This is a genomic window from Paraburkholderia sp. EG304, from assembly GCF_046543485.1.
GTDB classification, from domain to species: domain Bacteria; phylum Pseudomonadota; class Gammaproteobacteria; order Burkholderiales; family Burkholderiaceae; genus Paraburkholderia; species Paraburkholderia youngii.
This window is the reverse complement of sequence record NZ_JBKGUA010000017.1, coordinates 1-19,147: the sequence shown is the minus strand read 5'-3', so window position 1 is coordinate 19,147 and position 19,147 is coordinate 1. Positions and strand designations below refer to the sequence as shown.

The following is a 19,147-nucleotide window of genomic DNA, read 5'->3' as shown; positions in this document are numbered from 1 at the left end:
TGCCAGGAGCCCGATCATCTCGCCCTTGCTCAAGATGCTGGCGGCGCTTGCACCGTTCTTCCCCGGGCCCTTTTATCGACGGTTGACTCTTTCGTTCCAGGATTGCGACGGCTCGGCAAACGCGTGTCCTCCGGCGAGGCCGTTGGCGTATCATCGAACGAGGTTCCCGAACCGTTATCCGGGGCTGCAGATCGATCTGCGCGATGGAATCCGTAGTGACTCGGTGTAGCGCTGTGGGGGATCGTCAGGGTTGCCCCCGGCCTGCGTAACCACCAATGCAAAAGATCGACGTGACATCGCGAGGCAAACCCTCCCTGCTTCTGACCACGAAACTCGTGCCGCCGCGCTTGCCATCCGGCTTGATCGAGCGGCCGCGGCTCGTCGCTCTGACGGCCCAGGCCGAAAACAAACGGCTCATCGTGATCAAGGCGCCCGCGGGCTTCGGCAAGACGTCGCTCGCACTCGTGTGGCTCGAGCGGCTGCGCGCCACCGGCGCTCACGTGGCGTGGCTGTCGCTCGACCCCGAGGACGACGAGCCCGCCCGCTTCCTGCACTATCTCGCGCAGGCCTTGCGACACGCGTGCGGCAATGTCGGCGCGTCGGCGATCGGCCTGACGGCCGAGGCGTCCCTCGTGCCCGCGCAATCGATCGTCGCAACGCTGATCAACGAACTCGTCGAAGTCGATGATCAGGTCTATCTGTTTATCGACGACTATCACCTGATCGGCCTGCCCGTCATTCACGATGCCGTTGCGTTCTTCATCGAGCGCATGCCGTCGCGGGTGCACCTGGTGGTCTGCACGCGGAACGATTCCGCGCTGCCGCTCGCGCGCTTGCGGGCCAGCAACGAACTGCTCGAAATCGACTCGGCGGCGCTACGCTTCAGCTTCGACGAGACGCAGCGCTTCATCGAACATGAATGTCCGGGCCTGGGTCCGTCCACCGTCAAGTCGTTGTTCGCGAGCACCGAGGGCTGGGCCGCGGCGCTGCGCATTTCGGCCTCAGTGCTGGCCCGCGAGCAACGTCCCCCCGGTGCGGAAGCTGATATGCCATCGGGCGCGTCGCGGCCGTTCGCCGCCTACCTCGAAGACATGCTCAAGCATCTGCCGGCGGACATGGTCGACTTCATGTTGCGCACGTCGATACTCGACCGGCTCAGTGCATCGCTGTGCGCGGCGGTGACGGGCGTCGAGGACAGCCAGCACATGCTGGAGGCGATCGTCGCGCGTCAGCTTCTGCTGCAACCGCTGGACATCGAGGGACGCGCGTTCCGCTATCACCATCTGATGCGCGACTACCTGTGCCAGCGGCTCGAAACCCGGTACGGTAAAGAAGTCGCCGACGTGCATCGCCGCGCTTGTCGGTGGTACGCGCAACAGCAGCAATGGACGGACGCGGTGCGCCACGCGATCGCGGCAGGGGCAACCGACGACGCGATCGCGCTGATGGGTCGCTGCGCGATGTCGCTCGTCACGAAAGGCGATCTGCTGACGCTGCTCGGCTGGCAGCGCCAGTTCCCCGCGCACCTGATGCGCGGGCAGTTGCAGGTCAGGCTCGCGATCACGTGGGGCATGGCGCTGGCACTGCGCTTCGACGACGCGCTGACGATGCTCGATGCGCTCGAACGCGAAACCGCAATCGACAAAGACCCCAAAACCACGCGCATGCGCTGGGAGTGCGAAGCGATCCGAGCGGTGCTCGCGGCGTTGCAGGACGATCCGCAACGCGCGCTGTCGCTCGCGCAGGCCTGCCTCGATCATCCAGCGGCCGACGCGTGGACCGCCAACGTCCTGTCCAACGTGATCCGTTTCGCGCACTGGAAGGCTGGCCGCCTCGAAGCGCTGTATGCGACCCCGTGGATTCCCGATTCGATCGAGGACGACCAGCGCAACGTGTTCTCCTCCACATACCGGCTGTGCCTGCTCGGCCACGCGGAAATGCAGCAGATGCACTTCGTGCTGGCCGAGCGGTATTTCACCAGGTCGATGCATCTGGCCGAGCGTTACTCCGGCCCGCAGTCGATCTCCGCCGCGCTGTGCGCGCCGATGCTCGCGCAGATCCGCTACGAGCAGGGCCGCCTCGACGAAGCCGAAGCGCTGCTGCTCGATCTGATGCCGATCGTCGATGCGGCCGTGCTGCTCGATAGCGTGCTGATCGCGTATCGAGTGCTGATCCGTATCGCGATGGCGCGCGCGAACACCGCGCACGCCTATGCGCTGCTCGAGCACGCGCAAGACCTCGGCCATCGGCGAGGCTGGCGGCGTCTGGTCGCCGCGGGGTTCGTCGAACGCACTCGGCTGCATATCGCCGAAGGAAGAATGACCGAAGCCGCCGCATGTGTTCATCAACTCGACGGACTCCCGGCACGCGACCCGCAATCGTCGACACCCGTGTCGGCGGAAATCGACAACTATCGCGCACTCGCCGCGGGCTGCCTGGCGATGGCGCGGGGCCGCACGAGCGAGGCCGTCGACCATCTGAACGCGGCACGGCGCAGCGCGGAGAGCCGTCACGGCGACTACCTGGCATTGCGCTTGCGCACCACGCTCGCGCTCGCGTGGATGAGCGCGGGCCGGTTGAGCGAGGCGATCGAGGCGTTCGGCGAGGTCGTCGAAGTCGCCGCGCCGGCCGGCATTTATCAGTCGATTCTCGACCAGGGCGCCGGCATCGGTTCGCTGCTGCAGGCGATGCGCGACGATAGCCGCAGCGTCGCGGGGAACCCCGTGCGAACGAAGGACGCGGCGCATTACATCGACCGTCTTTGGGACGGCTGGCGTGCTCTTTATCAGCCCCGCAGCCATGCGCAGCGCGACGCCGAACGCGAAGCGCTGAGCGCGCGCGAAAGCGAAATCGTCGGGCTGATCGCGCAGGGGCAGTCGAATAAGGAAATCGCGCGCAGTCTCGGCATTGCGCCCGAGACCGTCAAATCGCACGTGAAAAGTATTTTCGTGAAGCTCGCGGTCGACAAGCGCGCGCATGCGGTGTCGCGCGCGCAAGCGCTGGGACTGCTGCGCAACGGCCAATGAGGCGCTATCGCGCCAGCCATTGCGCCAAGGCTTTTGAAGCGTTGCGATCCATCAGGCGAACTGCGCGCGCAACCACTTCTTGTTCAGCTTGCCGACGCTGGTCTTTTCGAGCGCGTCGACGAACCTGACGATCTGCGGCACCGCATACTTCGAGATTCGTCCCGACTCACTGAACGTCAGCACGTGACGCTTGATGTCGTCCTCGCTGACCGCGGCGCCTTCGCTGAGCACCACCAGCGCGACCGGCCGCTCGCCCCATTTCTCGTCGCTGATGCCGATGACCGCCACTTCCGATACGCCCGGGTACAGCGAAATCAGGCTCTCGATTTCCAGCGATGAAATCCATTCGCCGCCCGACTTGATCACGTCCTTCAGTCGGTCGGTGATCTGGATGCTGCCGATCGGGCTGATCGTCGCGATGTCCTGCGTGTGCAGGTAGCCGCCGCTCCACAGCTGCACCGACGCTTCGGGGTTGTTCAGATAGCCTTGCGTGAGCCACGGCGCGCGCACGACGATTTCTCCGTACGCGCTGCCGTCGTGAGCCGCCTCCTCCATGCCTTGGTCGACGATGCGCAGATCGACGAGCGGAACCGGCCGCCCGGTCGTGCAGCGCAGGCGCAACTGCTGTTCCGCGTCGAGCGCCTCGGCACCCGGCGGCAGTTGCGCGAGACTCAGCAACGGACACGTTTCGGACATGCCGTAGCCGGCAAAGATGTCGATGCCGCGCTCGAGCGCGGCACGCGCGAGTCCGTGCGTGAGCGCACCGCCGCCGATCACGATCTTCCACTTGCTGAAGTCGACGGAGCGCGCCTGTTCACAGCCGAGCATCATGTGCAGGATCGTGCTCACGCAGTGCGAGAACGTCACGCCTTCGTCGCGCACCAGCTTCACGAGCCGGTCCGGCAGGTAGCGGCCCGGGTAGACCTGCTTCACGCCGAGCACGGTGGCGATGTAGGGCATGCCCCAGGCGTGCACGTGAAACATCGGCGTGAGCGGCATGTAGACATCGCCGCGGTGAAAGCGCTGCCCGGATTCGGGGCTCGCCAACGCCGCCATTCCGGTGATCGTGTGCAGCACCAGCTGCCGATGCGAAAAGTAGACGCCCTTGGGCAAGCCGGTCGTGCCAGTCGTGTAAAAGGTCGTCGCACGCGTGTTCTCGTCGAAGTCGGGGAACTCATAGTGATCCGAACTTTCTTCGAGCATCGCTTCGTATTCCGCCGAGAACGGAATCGTATGGGTAGCGACTTCGCTGCCTTCCTCGTCGATCCAGACGAAGGTGCGCACCGTTTCGAGCTGTCCCCTGATCGCTTCGACGAGCGGCAGAAAATCGCTGTGGACGAACAGGATCTCCGCGCCGGCATGGTTGATCGTGTAAGCGATCTCCTCCGGCGACAGGCGCACGTTGACCGTCTGCAGCACCGCGCCCATCATCGGCACCGCGAAATAGCATTCGAGGTAACGATGACTGTCCCAGTCCATCACCGCGACCGTGCTGCCGTGCCGCGCGCCGAGCCGCGACAGTCCATTGGCGAGCCGCGCGATGCGCTCGCGCAGCGTCGTATAGGTCATGCGAAGCTGTCCGCGATACACGATCTGCTGGTCCGGCGCCTGAACGAACGGCGTGTGCAGCAACTGCTTGATCAGCAATGGATAGGCGTAGGCCGAGGGCGCGTCGGCCGTGGCGTTGTCGCGCATCTGAGTCTCCTTGAGTCCTGAACTGGATGGATGGCCTTCCCGAATGGGCCAATGATCGGCGCGGCTGCGCGGGGGAACAATCCCCTGAACGGGGGAGGCGGGAGGACAGTGTTCGGAGAATTCGCGAACTACACAAAACACGTGCGCTCCAAAGGCCACTACAGCGACGCACGACGAGCCGAAAAGCCGCGACCGTCGCTGGATGGACCGATTGAGACCTTCGTCCGCGAACTTCAGGCACGTGATTTGCGCGCTGCAAGTTTCGCGCGCAAGCCGCGCCGATTAGGCCTAAGCTGAGGTGACGCCACATTTTTTTCACGTGCGGCGCCATGACGACCGATGGCCTCGACGCCTCATCCGCCCCGCCTCGAACCCCCAGACGCAAGCCCATGAGCGAAACCACTCCACGCCTTTTCATCGTCTCGCCCCATTTCGACGACGCCGTGTTCAGTTGCGGCGCATTGCTCGCAGCCCATCCCGACGCCGCCGTCTGCACCGTGTTCGCCGCGCCGCCCGAACACGACATGCATACCGAGTGGGACCAGAAAGCGGGCTTCGCGAACGCCCATGAAGCGGTCCGCGAACGCACGGTCGAAGACAACCGCGCGCTCGAAGTGCTCGACGCGATTCCGCTGCGCATGCCGTTTCGCGACAGCCAGTACGCCGACTCGCCGTCGATCAGCCAGATGGCGGCGGCGCTGGAGGAAACGATTTACCGCACGACCGCCAACACGCTGCTGATGCCGCTCGGCCTGCATCACGAGGATCATGCGCGGGTATTCGAAGCGTGCTGCGAAATCCTGCCGCGCCTCACGCATCTGGACTGGTTCGGTTACGAGGAAGCGATTCACCGGCTCACACCGGGCGCGGTGCAGGCGCGGCTCGCCGATCTCGCGCAGCGCGGCATCGTCGCTACGCCGGCGACGCCGAGCGCGGGCCACACGATCGACGTGCAGCGCCGCGCGCATCTGAAACGCGAAGCGGTCAACGCGTACGCGAGCCAGTTGCGGGCGTTCGGCCCCGGCAATTACGAAGACGTGTTCGCGACCGAGCGCTACTGGCAGCTCAGCGTCGGCCGCAAGCGCCCGAGAAAATAGCAAAAGGAACGAGCAGGAAGCGCGGCGAGCGCCTACGCTTGAAGACAGATAACCGACGCGGCGGCGGGCATCGGCGGTAACAACCGCCCACGCCGGACCCGCGCATTTCAACCACAAGGGTGACGCAATGAGCTACGACATGCATACCAGCCCGATTCCCGACCCGAACGCCGATCCGAACCGCGACCCGGAAGCCGACCCGCTGGTGCCGCCGTCGCCGGGGCATCATGTCGAGGAGCCGCAGCGGCCCGACGGGCCGCCGGACAAAGACCCGGTATAAGCGAGCCGCGCTCGACGCAGCGTCAGCCTGCCAAGTCGCTGAAGCCCTGCAGCAGGCGGTCGATATCGGCCGCGTGGATGTTGCCCATCGTCGAGATGCGGAACAGCTCCGCCGACAGCCCGCCCTGCCCCGCATAGATCACGAAGCCGCGCGCCTTCAGCGCGTCGTGCAGTTGCGGATACGCGATACCGTTGGGCAAGCGGTACGCGCGCAACACCACCGACGACTCCCCGGCCGGCAACACACTGCCGATGCCGCGCGCGGCCAGCCCCGCGCGCACCTGCTCGGCAAGCGCCGCATAGCGCGCATGACGCGCGCGCCAGCCGCCTTCGTCGGCGAGCTCGCGCAGCGCCTCGACCAGCGCGTAATACGCGTGCACCGAAGGCGTAAACGGCGTGTTGCGCTGATCCTGCAAACGCGCGAGCCGCGCAAGATCGAGGTAGTACGTGCGGCTCGCCGCGCGTGCGAGCGCCGCACGACGCACCAGCACGAACGACGCGCCCGGCACGCCATGCAGGCACTTGTTGGCGGTCGCCGCGAGCGCGTCGAGGCTCGCGTCCGCGAAATCGATCGCTTCGGCGCCGAAGCTGCTGACACCGTCCACCAGCAAACGCAGGCCGCGCTCGCGGCACAACGCGCCGAGCGCCGCGATGTCGTTCAGACGGCCCGTGGTCGTTTCATGATGAATCACCGCGACGTGCGTGAACGACTTGTCGGCGTCGAGACGTTCGGCGATCTTCGCGAGATCGGGCGCGGCCATCCAGTCGTGTTTCAGCGCTTCGTGCGCGATGCCGTATTGCGCGGCGATCTGCGCGATGCGCTCGCCATACACGCCGTTCTCGACGACCAGCAGCTTGCCGTTCTGCGGCACCAGCGCGGCCGTCATGCTTTCGACGGCGGCCGTGCCGGAACCGGTCATCAGCACTGCCTGCCATTCGTTCGGGTCGAGCCCGTACACGTCGACGAGACGCGTGCGCGCCTCTTCCTGCAAATCGAAGAATTCGCTCTCGCGATGGCACAGATCCGTCTGCAACAGGCTGTTGCGGACACGTTCGGTGAGCGTCACCGGGCCGGGATTGAGCAGCAGCATGGGCGCTCCTATTTGGTACGGGTTCAGATCGCGCCGATGTGGCGCATCAGGCGCGTCTTCACATCGGGCGGCGTAATGGTCGGGCGCGGCAGGCCGTCGGGCGTGCCGCGGCGGATCGTCAGGCGCGCGAAGCGAGGGCCGCCGAGCGGCGGCGCCGCGAACAGCTCGTCGATGACGGCCGGATCGTCGCTCTCGACCGCCGACGCGTAACCGCATGCGGCCGCGACACCAGCGAACGACACCTGCGACGACACCGTCGCCTGGCCGCCGGTCGAATCGTGCGCGCCGTTATCGAGCAGCACGTGCGTGAGGTTCGACGGTCCGTACGCGCCGAGCGTCGCGAACACGCCCATGCGCATCAGCGCGGCGCCGTCGCCGTCGAGCGCGACCACGCGCAGGTCGGGGCGCGCGAGCGCGAGGCCGAGCGCGAACGGCGTCACGCAGCCCATCGAGCCGACCATGTACAACTGGTTCGCGCGATCGTCGATCGCATAGAGTTCGCGGCCGCAAAAGCCGGTCGACGCGAGCACCACCGTCGAGTCGAGCGGCGTATGCGCGATGACCTTTTGCAGCGCGTCGTGGCGCGTTGCGAGTTCGTTCGCGGCGACACCGCGGAACTGAGCGCGCGGCTCGACCGGCGTGCGCCGCGCGGGCGCGCCGCCGTCCTTCAGTTCATACGGCGCGACGCTGCCCTTCTGCATCACGAGCGCGTACGGACGGCCGGTGGCGTCCATGTGCGCGATCGCGCGATCGAGCGCCGGGCCGATCGCGTCCGCCTCGGTCGGGAACGTCTCCCACGGAATTTCCATCGTGTCGAGCATCGCCGGCGTGATCGGGCCCATCAGCGCATGCTGCGGCTCGTCGGCAACGCCGGGCTGGCCGCGCCACGTGACGATCAGCAGTTGCGGCAGACGGAAAGTCCACGTCAGCGACGTCAGCGGGCTGACCGCGTTGCCGAGCCCGGAGTTCTGCATCATCGTGATGCCGCGCCGGCCGCTCTTCGCGCCGAGCGTGACGCCGGCGATCAGCGCGACCGCGTCGCCCTCGTTGGCCGCCGACACGTAGTGCAGCGATTCGTCCTGCAGCACGTAGTTGATGAACGGCGTCAGATACGAGCACGGCACGCCCGCATACCAGTCGAAACCGCGCTCGCGCGCCGCCTCGACGAACTGTGCTGCTTCGATCATTGCGCGCCTCCGTGTGCATCGTTCGCCGTTGCGCCGCCGACGGCCGTCGCGAACGGCACCTGCGCGTGCGCAAAGTCGCCCGCGCGGCGGAAATCGTCGAGATCGTTGACGCCGCGCCAGTGGCCGTGCACGTATTGCACCTCGATCGACTCGCCCGCTTCGATCAGCGCGTTCAGCAGCGCGGGCATGTCGAGCGACGCGAAATCGCCGCGCGTCTGCAACTCGCGCATCACCGCTTGCAGGCGTTCGAGGCCCGCGCCGCGCACATTCAGCAGACCCACCCAGCGGCCGTGCGGCACTTGCGCGGCGCTTGCCGCCGACGACTGCTCCGGCCCGCTCGCGACATGCCGCAGCACGATCCTGTTGCCGAACAGACCACGATCGTCGGCGGCCGAGCACCACGCGAAATCGCGCACGCTCGCGTTCTCCGTATCGGTCAGCGACGAATCGACGACCACGCTGAAGGCGGCCTCGCTTTCGACGAGATCGCGCAGGATGTAGCTGCGAAACAGCAGGTCGCCGTACGAAATGACGGTATCGCCGGTCAGTTTATCGAGTGCGCATGCGAGCGACGCGAGCTCGCCGGTCTGCGCGTGCTGCTCGTTGACGACGAGGCGGATGCCCGCGGTATCGATCGCGTCGGCGCGATAGCCGCCGACCACGGTGATGTCGTTGACGCCCTGCTTCTTGAACGCATCGACGAGCCAGCGCAGCAGCGGTTTGCCGGCGATCGGCAGCATCACCTTCGGACGCTCCCCGGTCACCGCTTCGAGGCCCTTGCCGCGGCTCGCGGCGAGCACGACGGCCGAGCCGGCCGCGCGGCCGCCCGACAGATAGCGGTCTTCGGCCTCGGAATATTCGTCGGCGTCCTGCAGACGGAAGATTTCGTTGACCGCGGCGATGCTGTCCTCGACGTTGACGAGCGTCTCGCTCGCATGGATTTCCTTCGCGACGGCCTGCATCGCCGAGGTCGCCGCGCGGATCAGATGGTTCGCCCAGATCACGGTGCTGATGCCCGCTTCGCGGAACACTTCAGTGGGCGTGCTGTAGTACTTGGTCGGCACGATCACGAGCGGCGCGCGGCCGGCCCATTCGCGCGCGAATTCGAGAATCTCGTCGGGGCGCGACAGCTTGCTGTGAATCAGGATCGCATCGGCGCCGGCCCTTCGATACGCTTCCGCGCGGCGCAGCGCTTCGTCCATGCCCCAGCCCGCGATCAGCGCCTCGACGCGCGCGACGATCGAGAAATGCTCGTCGTTCTGCGAGTCCTTGCCGGCCTTGATCTTGCCGCAGAATTCGTCGATATCGGCAAGCGGCTGAGCCTCTCCATTGATGAAGCTGTTGGTCTTCGGAAACTGCTTGTCCTCGATGCATACGCCGGCGATGCCGCGCTGTTCGAGCTTGCGCACGAGGCGGCGCACGTTGTTGAAGTTACCGTAGCCGGTGTCGCCGTCGAGCAGGATCGGCAGATCGCTCGCGTCGGCCATGAATTCGAGCGTATCGACCACCTGGGTCCAGCTCGCCTCGTTGTTGTCGCGCACGCCGAACTGCGCGGAGATCGCGAGACCCGAGCCCCAGATCGCCTTGAACCCGGCTTCGCGAACGATGCGCGCGGACAGGCCGTTGTGCGCCTCCATCATGAATTCGAGTTCACTGCTGACGAGCATCTGGCGCAGGCGCGCGCTGCGGGACTGGGAAACGAAAGCGGGTTCGCGTGCATTCATTCTTCGGGACTCCTGGTGGCGGGCTGATTGACGTTCTTCTATGCCCGGCTGGCAATCGGAAAAGGGCGACTATAGTGGAATTTTTTATCGCGAGTCTTTTGAATGTCTGAGCGGTTTTTCGTGGTTGCGCTTAAGTGGAAAAATGTGTCGTTTTTTTGCATGCGCCGTCATTTAATGGGATTCCTGCATTTGATTGGCGTTTTGTGGAATGTTGACGCGAACCCTGCTGGATTTGGCTCCACAGCTTATCCGGCACCTCGTGGCGGCCGTTTTTACGTCGATTTTCGTGCGCATTTTTCAATCGCTGTGCCTTATCGAAAAATCGCCGGTTAATTCAAATTCCCGAATATTGCGCAAATGTCTTTTTCGAATTAGGCGCGCGCATGCGCCGCTAAAAAACCAATAAATCCGCTTATTAATCAGATGAATAGCGATGTAAGACAGCGGGTTTCCCCTGCCTCGACTAACAAGATTTCCCGCCGTTAACACAGCGAGCGGCATCCGACCGCAAACCACTAGACCTACTGGCAACAACGTACATTTCCCTCGCTATGACTCTGAACCGAAAACTGACGTCGATGATCGCCGTGCTGTGGGTTGGCCTGATCCTGATCGGCGCGTTCGGCGCGTGGCAGAACCGCGCGTCGATGATCTCGGACCGACGCGAGCAATTGCGCTCGCTGATCGAAGAGGCGAACCACGTCACCGCCCATTACTACACGCTCGCGCAGCAGCATGCGCTGTCCGAGGATGACGCGAAAAAACAGGCGCTGGCGACGCTCGGCGCGATGCGCTACGGCAAGGACGGCTACCTGTCGATCAACGACTCGCAGCCGGTCATGCTGATGCATCCGTTCAAGCCCGAACTGATCGGCAAGAACCTCGCGCAGTTCACCGATCCGGCCGGCAATCATCTGTTCGTTGATATCGTCAACGCGGGCAATCACGACGGCGGCGGCTTCGTCGACTATCTGTGGGCCAAACCGGGCAGCGAGCAGCCGGTCGCGAAGACCAGCTACTCGATGCACTTCGCGCCATGGGACTGGTACCTCGTGACCGGCATGTATATGGACGACGTGCAAAGCGCGTTCTACCGCAATCTGCTGCGCTGGCTCGCGATCACGGTCGCACTCGGCGCGCTCTCCACGGCTGTGATGCTGGTCGTGCTGCGCAGCATCCGCCGCTCGCTCGGCGGCGAACTCGAAGTGGCGGTCAAGCATGCGCGGCTGATGGCGCAAGGCAACCTCGCGACGCCGGTGCCGATCGCGCCGCACGACAACGGCAGCCTGCTGCATGCGCTGCGCACGATGCAGGCGGGACTCGTCGACACGGTCTCGCGCGTGCGCCAGGGCACCGAGAACATCAACGTCGGCGCGAACGAAATCGCCGCGGGCAACACCGACCTGTCGCAGCGCACCGAGGAGCAGGCGGCCGCGCTCGTGCAAACCGCGTCGAGCATGGATCAGATGACGGTCAACGTGAAGCAGAACGCGGACAGCGCAAGCCAGGCCGCGCAACTCGCGAGCGACGCCGCGAGCGTCGCGACGCGCGGCAGCCGCGTCGTCGACGACGTGGTGCGCACGATGGGCGAGATTACCGCGAGCTCGCGGCAGATCGGCGACATCATCGGCGTGATCGACGGCATTGCGTTCCAGACCAATATCCTCGCGCTGAACGCGGCCGTGGAAGCGGCCCGCGCCGGCGAACAGGGCCGCGGCTTCGCGGTGGTCGCGGCCGAAGTGCGCAGCCTCGCGCAGCGCTCGGCGACCGCCGCCAAGGAGATCAAGGCACTGATCGAAACTTCGACCGATACCGTCGAGACCGGCGCGTCGCTGGTCGCGAACGCGGGCGCGACGATGGGCGAGATCGTGCAGTCGGTGCGGCGCGTCAACGAAATTCTCGAAGAAATCAGCCACGCGTCGCGCGAGCAGAGCGCGGGCATCGAGCAGGTCAATCGCGCGGTCGGCGAGATGGACCAGGTCACGCAGCAGAATGCGGCACTGGTCGAAGAGGCCGCGGCCGCCGCGCATTCGCTGAAGGACCAGGTCGGCGTGTTGCGCGACGCGATTGCGAGTTTCGCGTTGCCGGCTTGACGCTCCCGCGCCGCGCCCGCGACGGGCGCGCATAAGAAGAAGGCGCTCCACAGGCGGGGAGCGCCTCATCAACACGCCGCGTCGGAGTCGACGCATCGATCGAACGAATCAGCCGCGCGGATTTTGCAAGTCCGCGCGGCTGTTCGTTTTTGAGCTTCGGCTCGGCTCGCGGTTGCTCGAAGCCAAACGCCGCTTCTTTCACACTCCTCGCATTTAAATTACGTTTTGTTTACACTCGGCCCAGCGATAGTCCTTACCGCCAAGCCGCGTGGTTTTGGCGGCCCTGTTCAATCGAAGGTACGTAACGTCCGCTGCCCGCCGCCATGATCCGCCAGAAAAAACCTCCGTCACCCGATCCCTATGCGTTAGCCGCGAAGAACCCGCTGCTCGATGCGCGGCTGCCCGCGTGGCGCTCGAAGTTCATCGTGCTGCTGGTGTTCGCCGCGTTCGCGACGCTCGCAGCCCGTGCGTTCTGGGTGCAGGTCGTAAATCAGGACTTCTACGTCGACCAGGGGCAGAAGCGCTATCAGCGCCTGCTCGAACTCGACGCGACGCGCGGCCGGATCGTCGATCGCAATGGTTCGATGCTCGCGGTCAGTCTCGCGACGTACGAAATCTGGGCCACGCCGAAGCTCGTCGACGAAAGCGCGTTCGCGCCGCTCACGAAGCTGCTCGATCTGCCGCCCGCGGAACTGCGCCGGCGTCTGAACGGCGAGCGCAGCTTCGTGCTGCTCAAGCGCCAGGTCGATGCCGACACCGCCGAGCATCTGTCGCGCCTCGGGCTCGCCGGCATCACGCAGGTCGCCGACACCAAACGCTTTTATCCCGAAGGAGAGTCGGCCGCGCACGTGGTCGGGTTTACCGACATCGAGGACCACGGCCAGGAAGGCGTCGAGCTCTCCGCCGACGCGCAACTGCAAGGCGTGCCGGGCGAGCGTGAAGTGATCCGCGACCGGCTCGGCCGCGTGATCTCGGAGACGCGGCCGCTCGTGCCCGCACGCAACGGCGCGACGATCCAGCTGACGATCGACCGGCGTATCCAGCAACTCGCGTACACGCAACTCAAAGCCGCGATCGCGGAGCATCGCGCCGAAGCGGGCAGCGTGGTTGTGCTCGATGCGCGCAACGGCGAAATCCTCGCGCTCGCCAACTACCCGAGCTTCGATCCGAACGACCGCACGCACCTGTCCGGCCGGCAACTGCGCAACCGCGCGGTGATCGACACGTTCGAGCCGGGCTCGACGATCAAGCCGCTCGTCGTCGCGCTATCGATCGACGAAGGCAAGGTGCGGCCGCAAAGCATCATCGATACCGCGCCAGGCTGGTATCGGATCGGTCCGGCCGTGATTCACGACACGTCGAATCACGGCGCGATGACGGTCGCCGAGGCGGTGCAGAAGTCGAGCAATATCGCGCTCGCGAAGCTCGCGCTGAACCTGCCGGCCGAAACGATCTGGACCAAATACCAGCAATACGGTCTTGGCATGAAGCCCGAGCTGCCCTTCCCCGGCGTGGCCGCCGGCAAGCTGCGGCCGTACAGCCGCTGGCGCCCGATCGAGCAGGCCACGATGGCGTATGGCTACGGGCTGTCGGTGTCGCTGCTGCAAATCGCACAGGTCTACACCGCCTATGCCGGCGACGGCTCCCTGCGGCGCGTGAGCCTGCTGCGCGAGCCCCTCGATGCGAACGACCCGACGTCGTTCGCCGCTCGCAGCGAACCGGTCACGACGCCCGCCACCGCGCGCGCGATCCGCAACATGCTCGAAATGGCCACGGGCGCAGGCGGCACCGGGCGCGCCGCGAGCGTGGCGGGTTATCGCGTCGGCGGCAAGACCGGCACCGCGCGCAAGCAGATCGGCGCGGGCTACGCGCCGAATCGCTACCGCGCGCTGTTCGTCGGGATGGCGCCGATGAGCGATCCGCACCTGATCGTCGCCGTGATGATCGACGACCCGGCCGGCAAGGCGTTCTATGGCGGCACGGTCGCCGGACCGGTGTTCAGCGGCGTGATGGGCGGCGCATTGCAGCTGCTCGGGGTGCCGCCGGATGCGGCCGGGGTGTGATGCGCAGTTGGTGTTGGGGTTGGCGTCGCTCGATCAGCCCTGCTCATCGAGCGCATCGGCGTGCGCCTCGATGCGATTGCGGCCGTTGCGCTTGGCCTGATACATCGCGCGATCGGCCTCGTCCATCATCGCCTGACCGAGCGACATCGCGTCGGCCGGGCTGCCCGCGACCACGCGCGCAGCCACGCCGATCGACACCGACAACTCGATGCGCTCGCCGTGCGCGTCGCGCACATCGAGATTCTCGACCGCCAGCCGCACGCGCTCGGCGACGGTCAGCGCGTCGCTGAGATCGCCTTGCACCAGCGCGGCGAACTCCTCGCCGCCATAGCGCGCGACGGTGTCGCCAAGCCGCACCTGCTGTCGCACGCAGGCCGCCACCGCGGCGAGCGCGCGGTCGCCGATCTGATGGCCATGGCTATCGTTGATGCGTTTGAAACCGTCGATATCGATGAACAGGCACGCGACCGGCGCGCGATAACGGACCGCGCGCATCAACTCCTCGCGCAGCCGCTCGTCGAAATAGCGGCGATTCGCGAGGCCGGTCAGCGCATCGGTCATGCCGAGCTGCTTGAGCCGCTCGCGATGCGCGACGTTGTCGAGACTCGCGGTGACGATGCTTGCGAAGCGCTCCAGGATGTCGGTGGCCATGCCGGCGACGAAGCGCGCGGGGTCGTCGCTGCCGAGGCATAGATAGCCGCTGACGCTCTTGCCCGCGGCGAGCGGCAGCAGGATCGCGCTGGCCGGCACCTGGGCCGGCACGGCGCCGAACAACGCGCGGCGCGCGTCGTCGTCGATCTCGCCAGGGCGGCCGAGCCACGGCCGATCGTCCTCGCACAGAGACCGCGCGATGAGACCGCCCTCGCGCGACGTCTTCAGCTGCGCATGATCGAGCGCTTGCAGGTTGCCCGGCTCGAGCAGTTCGAGCAGCATCGGCGCGCGGTCGTCGAGCCACAGCACCACGTTCGCGAGAGCGAATTCGCGCGGCAGATGGCTGAACAACGTATCGAGAAACGACGCGAAATCCTGCGCGCCGATCAAACGCAACTCGACGTTCTGGAAGCGCCGCAACGTGCGCTCGTTGTACTGCACGGTGTCGACGAGCGAGCGAAGACGCTCGGAAAGCGGCGATTGGGCGGGTTTCGTCACGGTATCAGCAAGGCGGCCCTGAAGGCGAACGGGGTCGACGCCCCAACTCTACTGATAACGGCCGATCCGCCGGGGTCTTGAGGGCAGGCTCGCGACGCTTCGGCCAGCATGGGAGCGTGCGCGTCCACTGTTGTCAACTCTCGCTTGCATTCGCTTGCACTCGCTTACACGCTGCGAGGTCCGTTTGCGTAATGATTGCGGTTCTTAAGTTTCGCTTAATAGTTCGCTGCAAGTATGTACTTCATCCCCTGTTGAGCCGCCAGAACATCGGCGGCGTTTTTTCTTGAAGGGTGCCAAAAACGCGGCCGAGCATGGTCCCGCGCACAAGAAGAAGGAGGTAAATCATGGTTGAAGAGATGGTAGTCGAACACCTGCGTGCGATGCCCGACCATCAGTGGACTCGCCAGATTCATTCCTGCAAGGTCTCCGATCCGCTGCAACAGCCTTGGGGCCGCTCATACCGGCTCGTCGAATGGACGATGAAGCACGAGCCCGAATCGAGCCGTCGCGTCGTTCCCGCCGAAAGTACTCCACTCGAAATCGCCCAGGCCGTGGTCTCACATGTACCGGGCCGGCGCTTCTGTCAGCAGGCTGATTGAGCGCTCCGTTCGACGTTCAATGGCGCGCCGCGATCGCGTCGCAGTAGTCCAACGCGTCCTCCAGCCTGTCGTTCCCCCAGAACATCTCGCCGCCGGCAAAAAACGTCGGCGCACCGAAGATGCCCTTGCCGATGGCCCGTTCGGTCTGCTCGCGCAAGCGGAGCTTGTTCGCGTCGCTTTGCGCGGCGTCGATCACGCTCTGCACGGGTAAGCCAAGCGAGTCGAGCGCTTCGCTGACGACGTCGACCGAGCCGATGTCGCGGTCGTCGGCGAAATTCAACCGCATGATCTGGCGCCAGGCACCGATCCACGGCTCGTTCGCACCCAGCAGCGCGATGCGCATCGCGAGAAGCGCCGCGCGCGGAAACGTGCTGGGACGCGTGAGCGCAAGGCCGTATTTGCGGCATTGACGCTCCATGTCTTTCCACACGTATGCGCCTTTTTCTTTCTGCAATACGAAGGGCGAGTTCTCGAACCCGAGCTGGCGAAATACCGGGCCGAGCAGAAACGGCCGCCAGACGATCGTCACGTTGCGCGCGGCCGCCAACGCTTCGATCCGCATCATGCTCAGATAGCTGTAGTTGCTGCCGAAGTCGAACCAGAACTCGATCGCGCGCGCCGACGAGGTTGGATCTTCATTCATCGCTGTCTCCCGAATCGTGCGTGCCACTCGCGCATCCGCACTCAGCGTGTTTGCACCGCCACGCGCAGGCCGAGCGAAATGAACAGCACGCCGATGAGCTTATTCTGCCAACGCGTCAACCACGTCAAACGCTTCACGAGTTTGCCCAGCGGCCGGATCGTCAGAACGATCAGCGTCGTATAAAGCGCGCTCATGGCAACGAAAATCAGCCCGAGGGTCGCGAACTGCAGGAAGGTAGAGCCATGTTCGGGGCGAACGAATTGCGGCAGAAACGCGAGGAAAAACAGCGCGGTTTTCGGGTTCAGCACTTCGGCGGGAATCGCCTGCAAGAACGCCTTCGAACCCGACACCGGCGCGACGACCGGCAGATGCGCACTCGCATGCTTTTCGCGCAACGCGCGAATGCCCAGATAGACGAGGTATGCGGCACCGACGAATTTCACCGCATTGAACGCGAGCGCGGATGTCATCAGCAGCGCGGAGAGGCCGATCGCGGCGCCCAGCGTATGCACGAAATCGCCGGCTGCAATGCCGAGACCGGTCAGAATGCCGGCCTTGCGTCCACCTTGCATGGTGCGCGTCAAAACCAGCAGCACGGCCGGGCCTGGAATCAGAAAGAGCCCGAGTACGACGGCAACGAAAGTCCCCAACGTGGATAGATCAAGCATGTCGTCTCCTCGCGATGCGCGGCATCGAAATGATGGGCGCGGGTTCAGCGGACCATTGTAGTCGAAGCCGCGAACCTGCCCGCGGCGCCTCGCTCGCCTGGACGATCCGTTACCATGTCGGACATCGCGGCGCGTACCGCGTGCTTCTTTTCATCCACCGACGTTTCCGCCTTGCCCACCTATACCCTGCCCGCGCCGCTGAGCGCGGAACTCGAGATTCGCAAGAGCCGCTTCATCGCGTATGCGCTCCCGGTCGCCGATCGCGATGCCGCGATGGCCGAATTGCAGCGTCTGCGCGACGAACATCCGGCCGCGACGCACGTGTGCTGGGCGCTGCTCGCGGGCGGCCAATCCGGCATGTCCGACGACGGCGAACCGTCCGGCACCGCCGGTCGGCCGATTCTCGAAGTGCTGCGGCATCACGATCTGGATGGCGTGCTCGCGGCCGTCGTGCGCTATTACGGCGGTGTGAAGCTCGGCGCTGGCGGTCTGGTGCGCGCGTACACCGATGCGATCGCGTCCGCGCTGCTCGACGCGCCGCGCGTCGAGAGGATTGCCCAGGTTTCGCTGGGCGTCGAAGTCAGCTATGCAGACGAAGCCAAAGTCCGTCGATGGATGGACGCCGAAGGCTATCCGCTGGTGGACAGCGCCTACGGCATGCTGGTGAAGATGACGATGCGCGTGCCCGCCAATGCTTTCGACGGCGCCAAGGCAACGCTGACCGACATCACGCAGGGCAAGGCGGGCTTTTTCTGAGCGGCTGTGGTCGAACGCCCTTCGGGCGTTGTCCCGATGTCCATCGCTATCGCGGCCCGTTATGATGGCCGGGCTAGCCAGCCAGACGCAAGCTTCGCTGCTACCATGCTGTTCTTCACCGGGCTGACTCCACTTAAAAGGGCAACTCCTCTGACTTCGACCGCCGCTTTCTCCCGCATGGCTGCTGCGCGTTCGCCGTTGAAATCCGTTGTGCTCAAGGGCTGCGGCGCCGTGCTGCTGCCCACGCTGCTGTCCGCGTGCTCGTGGTCGTGGTTCGGCCTGAATAGCAGCGCCAGCGCGACGCACCCGAAGACCCACGGCACCGGCTCGCTGAGCGTCGCCCCTGCAAGCGACTTCGCGTATCTGCCCGCGCGCGACGGTCGTCTGTCCCCGAACCGCATCGAAAACACCGGGATGACCGGGCTCGTGCTGAAGGACGAGGTCAGCCTCGTCGTGCGCAATGGCGTCGCGAACAGCCTGCGAGTGGCCGGTTTCCGTATCGACGACAACAAGCGCGTGCTCAGCGGCAGCATCGAAGCCTTTACGGTGGACGATAAGCGCTCGCCGGCGCTGTGGACGCTGAAAATGCACTACGTGGTCGTCGATGCGGCGACCCAGAAGGTCGTGTACACGACCACGCGCACCGTGAAGCAGAAGTCGCCGAAATTCACCAGCAACACGATCGCGATCGAAGACACGGTCAAGCTCAGCGTCGATACGTTGATCGGCGATCCTGGCTTCGTCAAGGCGGTGAACTGATATGACTTTCCGTGTCAATCGCGATCGGTTCTCGGTCTGGGTACATCTGAATTTCCTGAGGGCGACGTAGCAGTACGTCTCGACGGTGGGTCACACTGATATCCGCGGGTTGGTTACCGCATTACTGTGGTCCGCCCTATGAGCCTGCCGCTACCTAAAGTCGCAAGTCGCATAAGATGTGTTGCATAGTCCAATCGCGGGTTGCTCGGGTGCCGGGCTACGCCGCCTTCAGGAAACTCTCCGTGTCCTCGTTAAGATGAGATAGTGTCAGACCGGCCTGGCATCTTTCGGTATGGCGAGAGACATCGCCAGTCTGCC

16 protein-coding genes are annotated in these 19,147 nt (G+C 65.1%); 9 read left to right on the top strand and 7 right to left on the bottom strand.

The features are described from left to right. The first annotated feature begins 275 nt into the window (after nucleotides 1-275). Complete coding sequence (locus ACLFKU_RS20735; RefSeq protein WP_410850294.1) at nucleotides 276-3,026, top strand: LuxR C-terminal-related transcriptional regulator; 2,751 nt, start codon at nucleotides 276-278, stop codon at nucleotides 3,024-3,026. A 51-nt stretch (nucleotides 3,027-3,077) separates the two neighbouring features. Here the strand turns inward: ACLFKU_RS20735 and ACLFKU_RS20730 are convergent, their stop codons facing one another. Next, nucleotides 3,078-4,721 (bottom strand): fatty acid--CoA ligase, encoded by a 1,644-nt coding sequence (locus tag ACLFKU_RS20730; RefSeq protein ID WP_410850293.1) that lies wholly within the window; start codon nucleotides 4,719-4,721, stop codon nucleotides 3,078-3,080. A 389-nt stretch (nucleotides 4,722-5,110) separates the two neighbouring features. Between ACLFKU_RS20730 and ACLFKU_RS20725 the strand changes: the two genes are divergently transcribed. Both ACLFKU_RS20725 and ACLFKU_RS20720 read left to right on the top strand, forming a co-directional pair. Next, entirely contained in the window at nucleotides 5,111-5,818 is a 708-nt protein-coding gene (locus ACLFKU_RS20725; protein WP_368584670.1) for a PIG-L deacetylase family protein, read from the top strand. A gap of 139 nt (nucleotides 5,819-5,957) precedes the next feature. Further along, nucleotides 5,958-6,098 (top strand): hypothetical protein, encoded by a 141-nt coding sequence (locus tag ACLFKU_RS20720; protein ID WP_167335679.1) that lies wholly within the window; start codon nucleotides 5,958-5,960, stop codon nucleotides 6,096-6,098. A gap of 22 nt (nucleotides 6,099-6,120) precedes the next feature. Here ACLFKU_RS20720 and ACLFKU_RS20715 read toward each other — a convergent pair whose 3' ends face one another. From ACLFKU_RS20715 to aepX, 3 genes are read right to left on the bottom strand one after another with little or no spacing between them, the layout of a single operon-like run. Continuing rightward, on the bottom strand, nucleotides 6,121-7,188 hold the full coding sequence (locus tag ACLFKU_RS20715; RefSeq protein WP_410850292.1) for a 2-aminoethylphosphonate aminotransferase: 1,068 nt from the start codon (nucleotides 7,186-7,188) through the stop codon (nucleotides 6,121-6,123). 23 nt (nucleotides 7,189-7,211) lie between these two features. Continuing rightward, on the bottom strand, nucleotides 7,212-8,375 hold the full coding sequence (gene aepY, locus ACLFKU_RS20710; protein ID WP_410850291.1) for a phosphonopyruvate decarboxylase: 1,164 nt from the start codon (nucleotides 8,373-8,375) through the stop codon (nucleotides 7,212-7,214). Continuing rightward, nucleotides 8,372-10,099 carry a phosphoenolpyruvate mutase gene (aepX, locus tag ACLFKU_RS20705; protein ID WP_410850290.1) on the bottom strand — a complete coding sequence of 576 codons (1,728 nt, stop codon included), beginning with the start codon at nucleotides 10,097-10,099 and terminating at the stop codon, nucleotides 8,372-8,374. The genes aepY and aepX overlap by 4 nt, the downstream gene beginning before the upstream one ends. 102 nt (nucleotides 10,100-10,201) lie before the next feature. Here aepX and ACLFKU_RS20700 point away from each other — a divergent pair, with 102 nt between their 5' ends. The 3 genes from ACLFKU_RS20700 to ACLFKU_RS20690 all read left to right on the top strand — a co-directional run bounded on the left by ACLFKU_RS20700 (nucleotide 10,202) and on the right by ACLFKU_RS20690 (nucleotide 14,255). Then, entirely contained in the window at nucleotides 10,202-10,432 is a 231-nt protein-coding gene (locus ACLFKU_RS20700) for a hypothetical protein (protein WP_410850289.1), read from the top strand. A 218-nt stretch (nucleotides 10,433-10,650) separates the two neighbouring features. Beyond that, complete coding sequence (locus ACLFKU_RS20695) at nucleotides 10,651-12,192, top strand: methyl-accepting chemotaxis protein (protein ID WP_410850288.1); 1,542 nt, start codon at nucleotides 10,651-10,653, stop codon at nucleotides 12,190-12,192. 323 nt (nucleotides 12,193-12,515) lie between these two features. Further along, nucleotides 12,516-14,255, top strand: a complete 1,740-nt coding sequence (locus ACLFKU_RS20690) for a peptidoglycan D,D-transpeptidase FtsI family protein (RefSeq protein ID WP_410850287.1) — start codon at nucleotides 12,516-12,518, stop codon at nucleotides 14,253-14,255. Between the two features lie 33 nt (nucleotides 14,256-14,288). Here ACLFKU_RS20690 and ACLFKU_RS20685 read toward each other — a convergent pair whose 3' ends face one another. Next, on the bottom strand, nucleotides 14,289-15,404 hold the full coding sequence (locus ACLFKU_RS20685) for a diguanylate cyclase (RefSeq protein WP_410850286.1): 1,116 nt from the start codon (nucleotides 15,402-15,404) through the stop codon (nucleotides 14,289-14,291). A gap of 344 nt (nucleotides 15,405-15,748) precedes the next feature. Between ACLFKU_RS20685 and ACLFKU_RS20680 the strand changes: the two genes are divergently transcribed. Then, complete coding sequence (locus ACLFKU_RS20680; protein WP_368584664.1) at nucleotides 15,749-16,003, top strand: DUF2866 domain-containing protein; 255 nt, start codon at nucleotides 15,749-15,751, stop codon at nucleotides 16,001-16,003. Nucleotides 16,004-16,019: 16 nt separating this feature from the next. Here ACLFKU_RS20680 and ACLFKU_RS20675 read toward each other — a convergent pair whose 3' ends face one another. Both ACLFKU_RS20675 and ACLFKU_RS20670 read right to left on the bottom strand, forming a co-directional pair. Beyond that, nucleotides 16,020-16,646: a 2-hydroxychromene-2-carboxylate isomerase gene (locus tag ACLFKU_RS20675; protein ID WP_410850285.1), complete on the bottom strand. Its 627-nt coding sequence runs from the start codon at nucleotides 16,644-16,646 to the stop codon at nucleotides 16,020-16,022. A gap of 41 nt (nucleotides 16,647-16,687) precedes the next feature. Beyond that, complete coding sequence (locus ACLFKU_RS20670) at nucleotides 16,688-17,314, bottom strand: LysE family translocator (RefSeq protein WP_410850284.1); 627 nt, start codon at nucleotides 17,312-17,314, stop codon at nucleotides 16,688-16,690. A 114-nt stretch (nucleotides 17,315-17,428) separates the two neighbouring features. On the opposite strand from ACLFKU_RS20670, the gene ACLFKU_RS20665 reads away from it, so the two are divergent. Together ACLFKU_RS20665 and ACLFKU_RS20660 are read left to right on the top strand one after the other, a co-directional pair. Continuing rightward, nucleotides 17,429-18,070 (top strand): IMPACT family protein, encoded by a 642-nt coding sequence (locus ACLFKU_RS20665; protein WP_368584661.1) that lies wholly within the window; start codon nucleotides 17,429-17,431, stop codon nucleotides 18,068-18,070. Nucleotides 18,071-18,247: 177 nt separating this feature from the next. Continuing rightward, entirely contained in the window at nucleotides 18,248-18,829 is a 582-nt protein-coding gene (locus ACLFKU_RS20660) for a hypothetical protein (RefSeq protein WP_410850283.1), read from the top strand. Nucleotides 18,830-19,147: the final 318 nt, after the last annotated feature.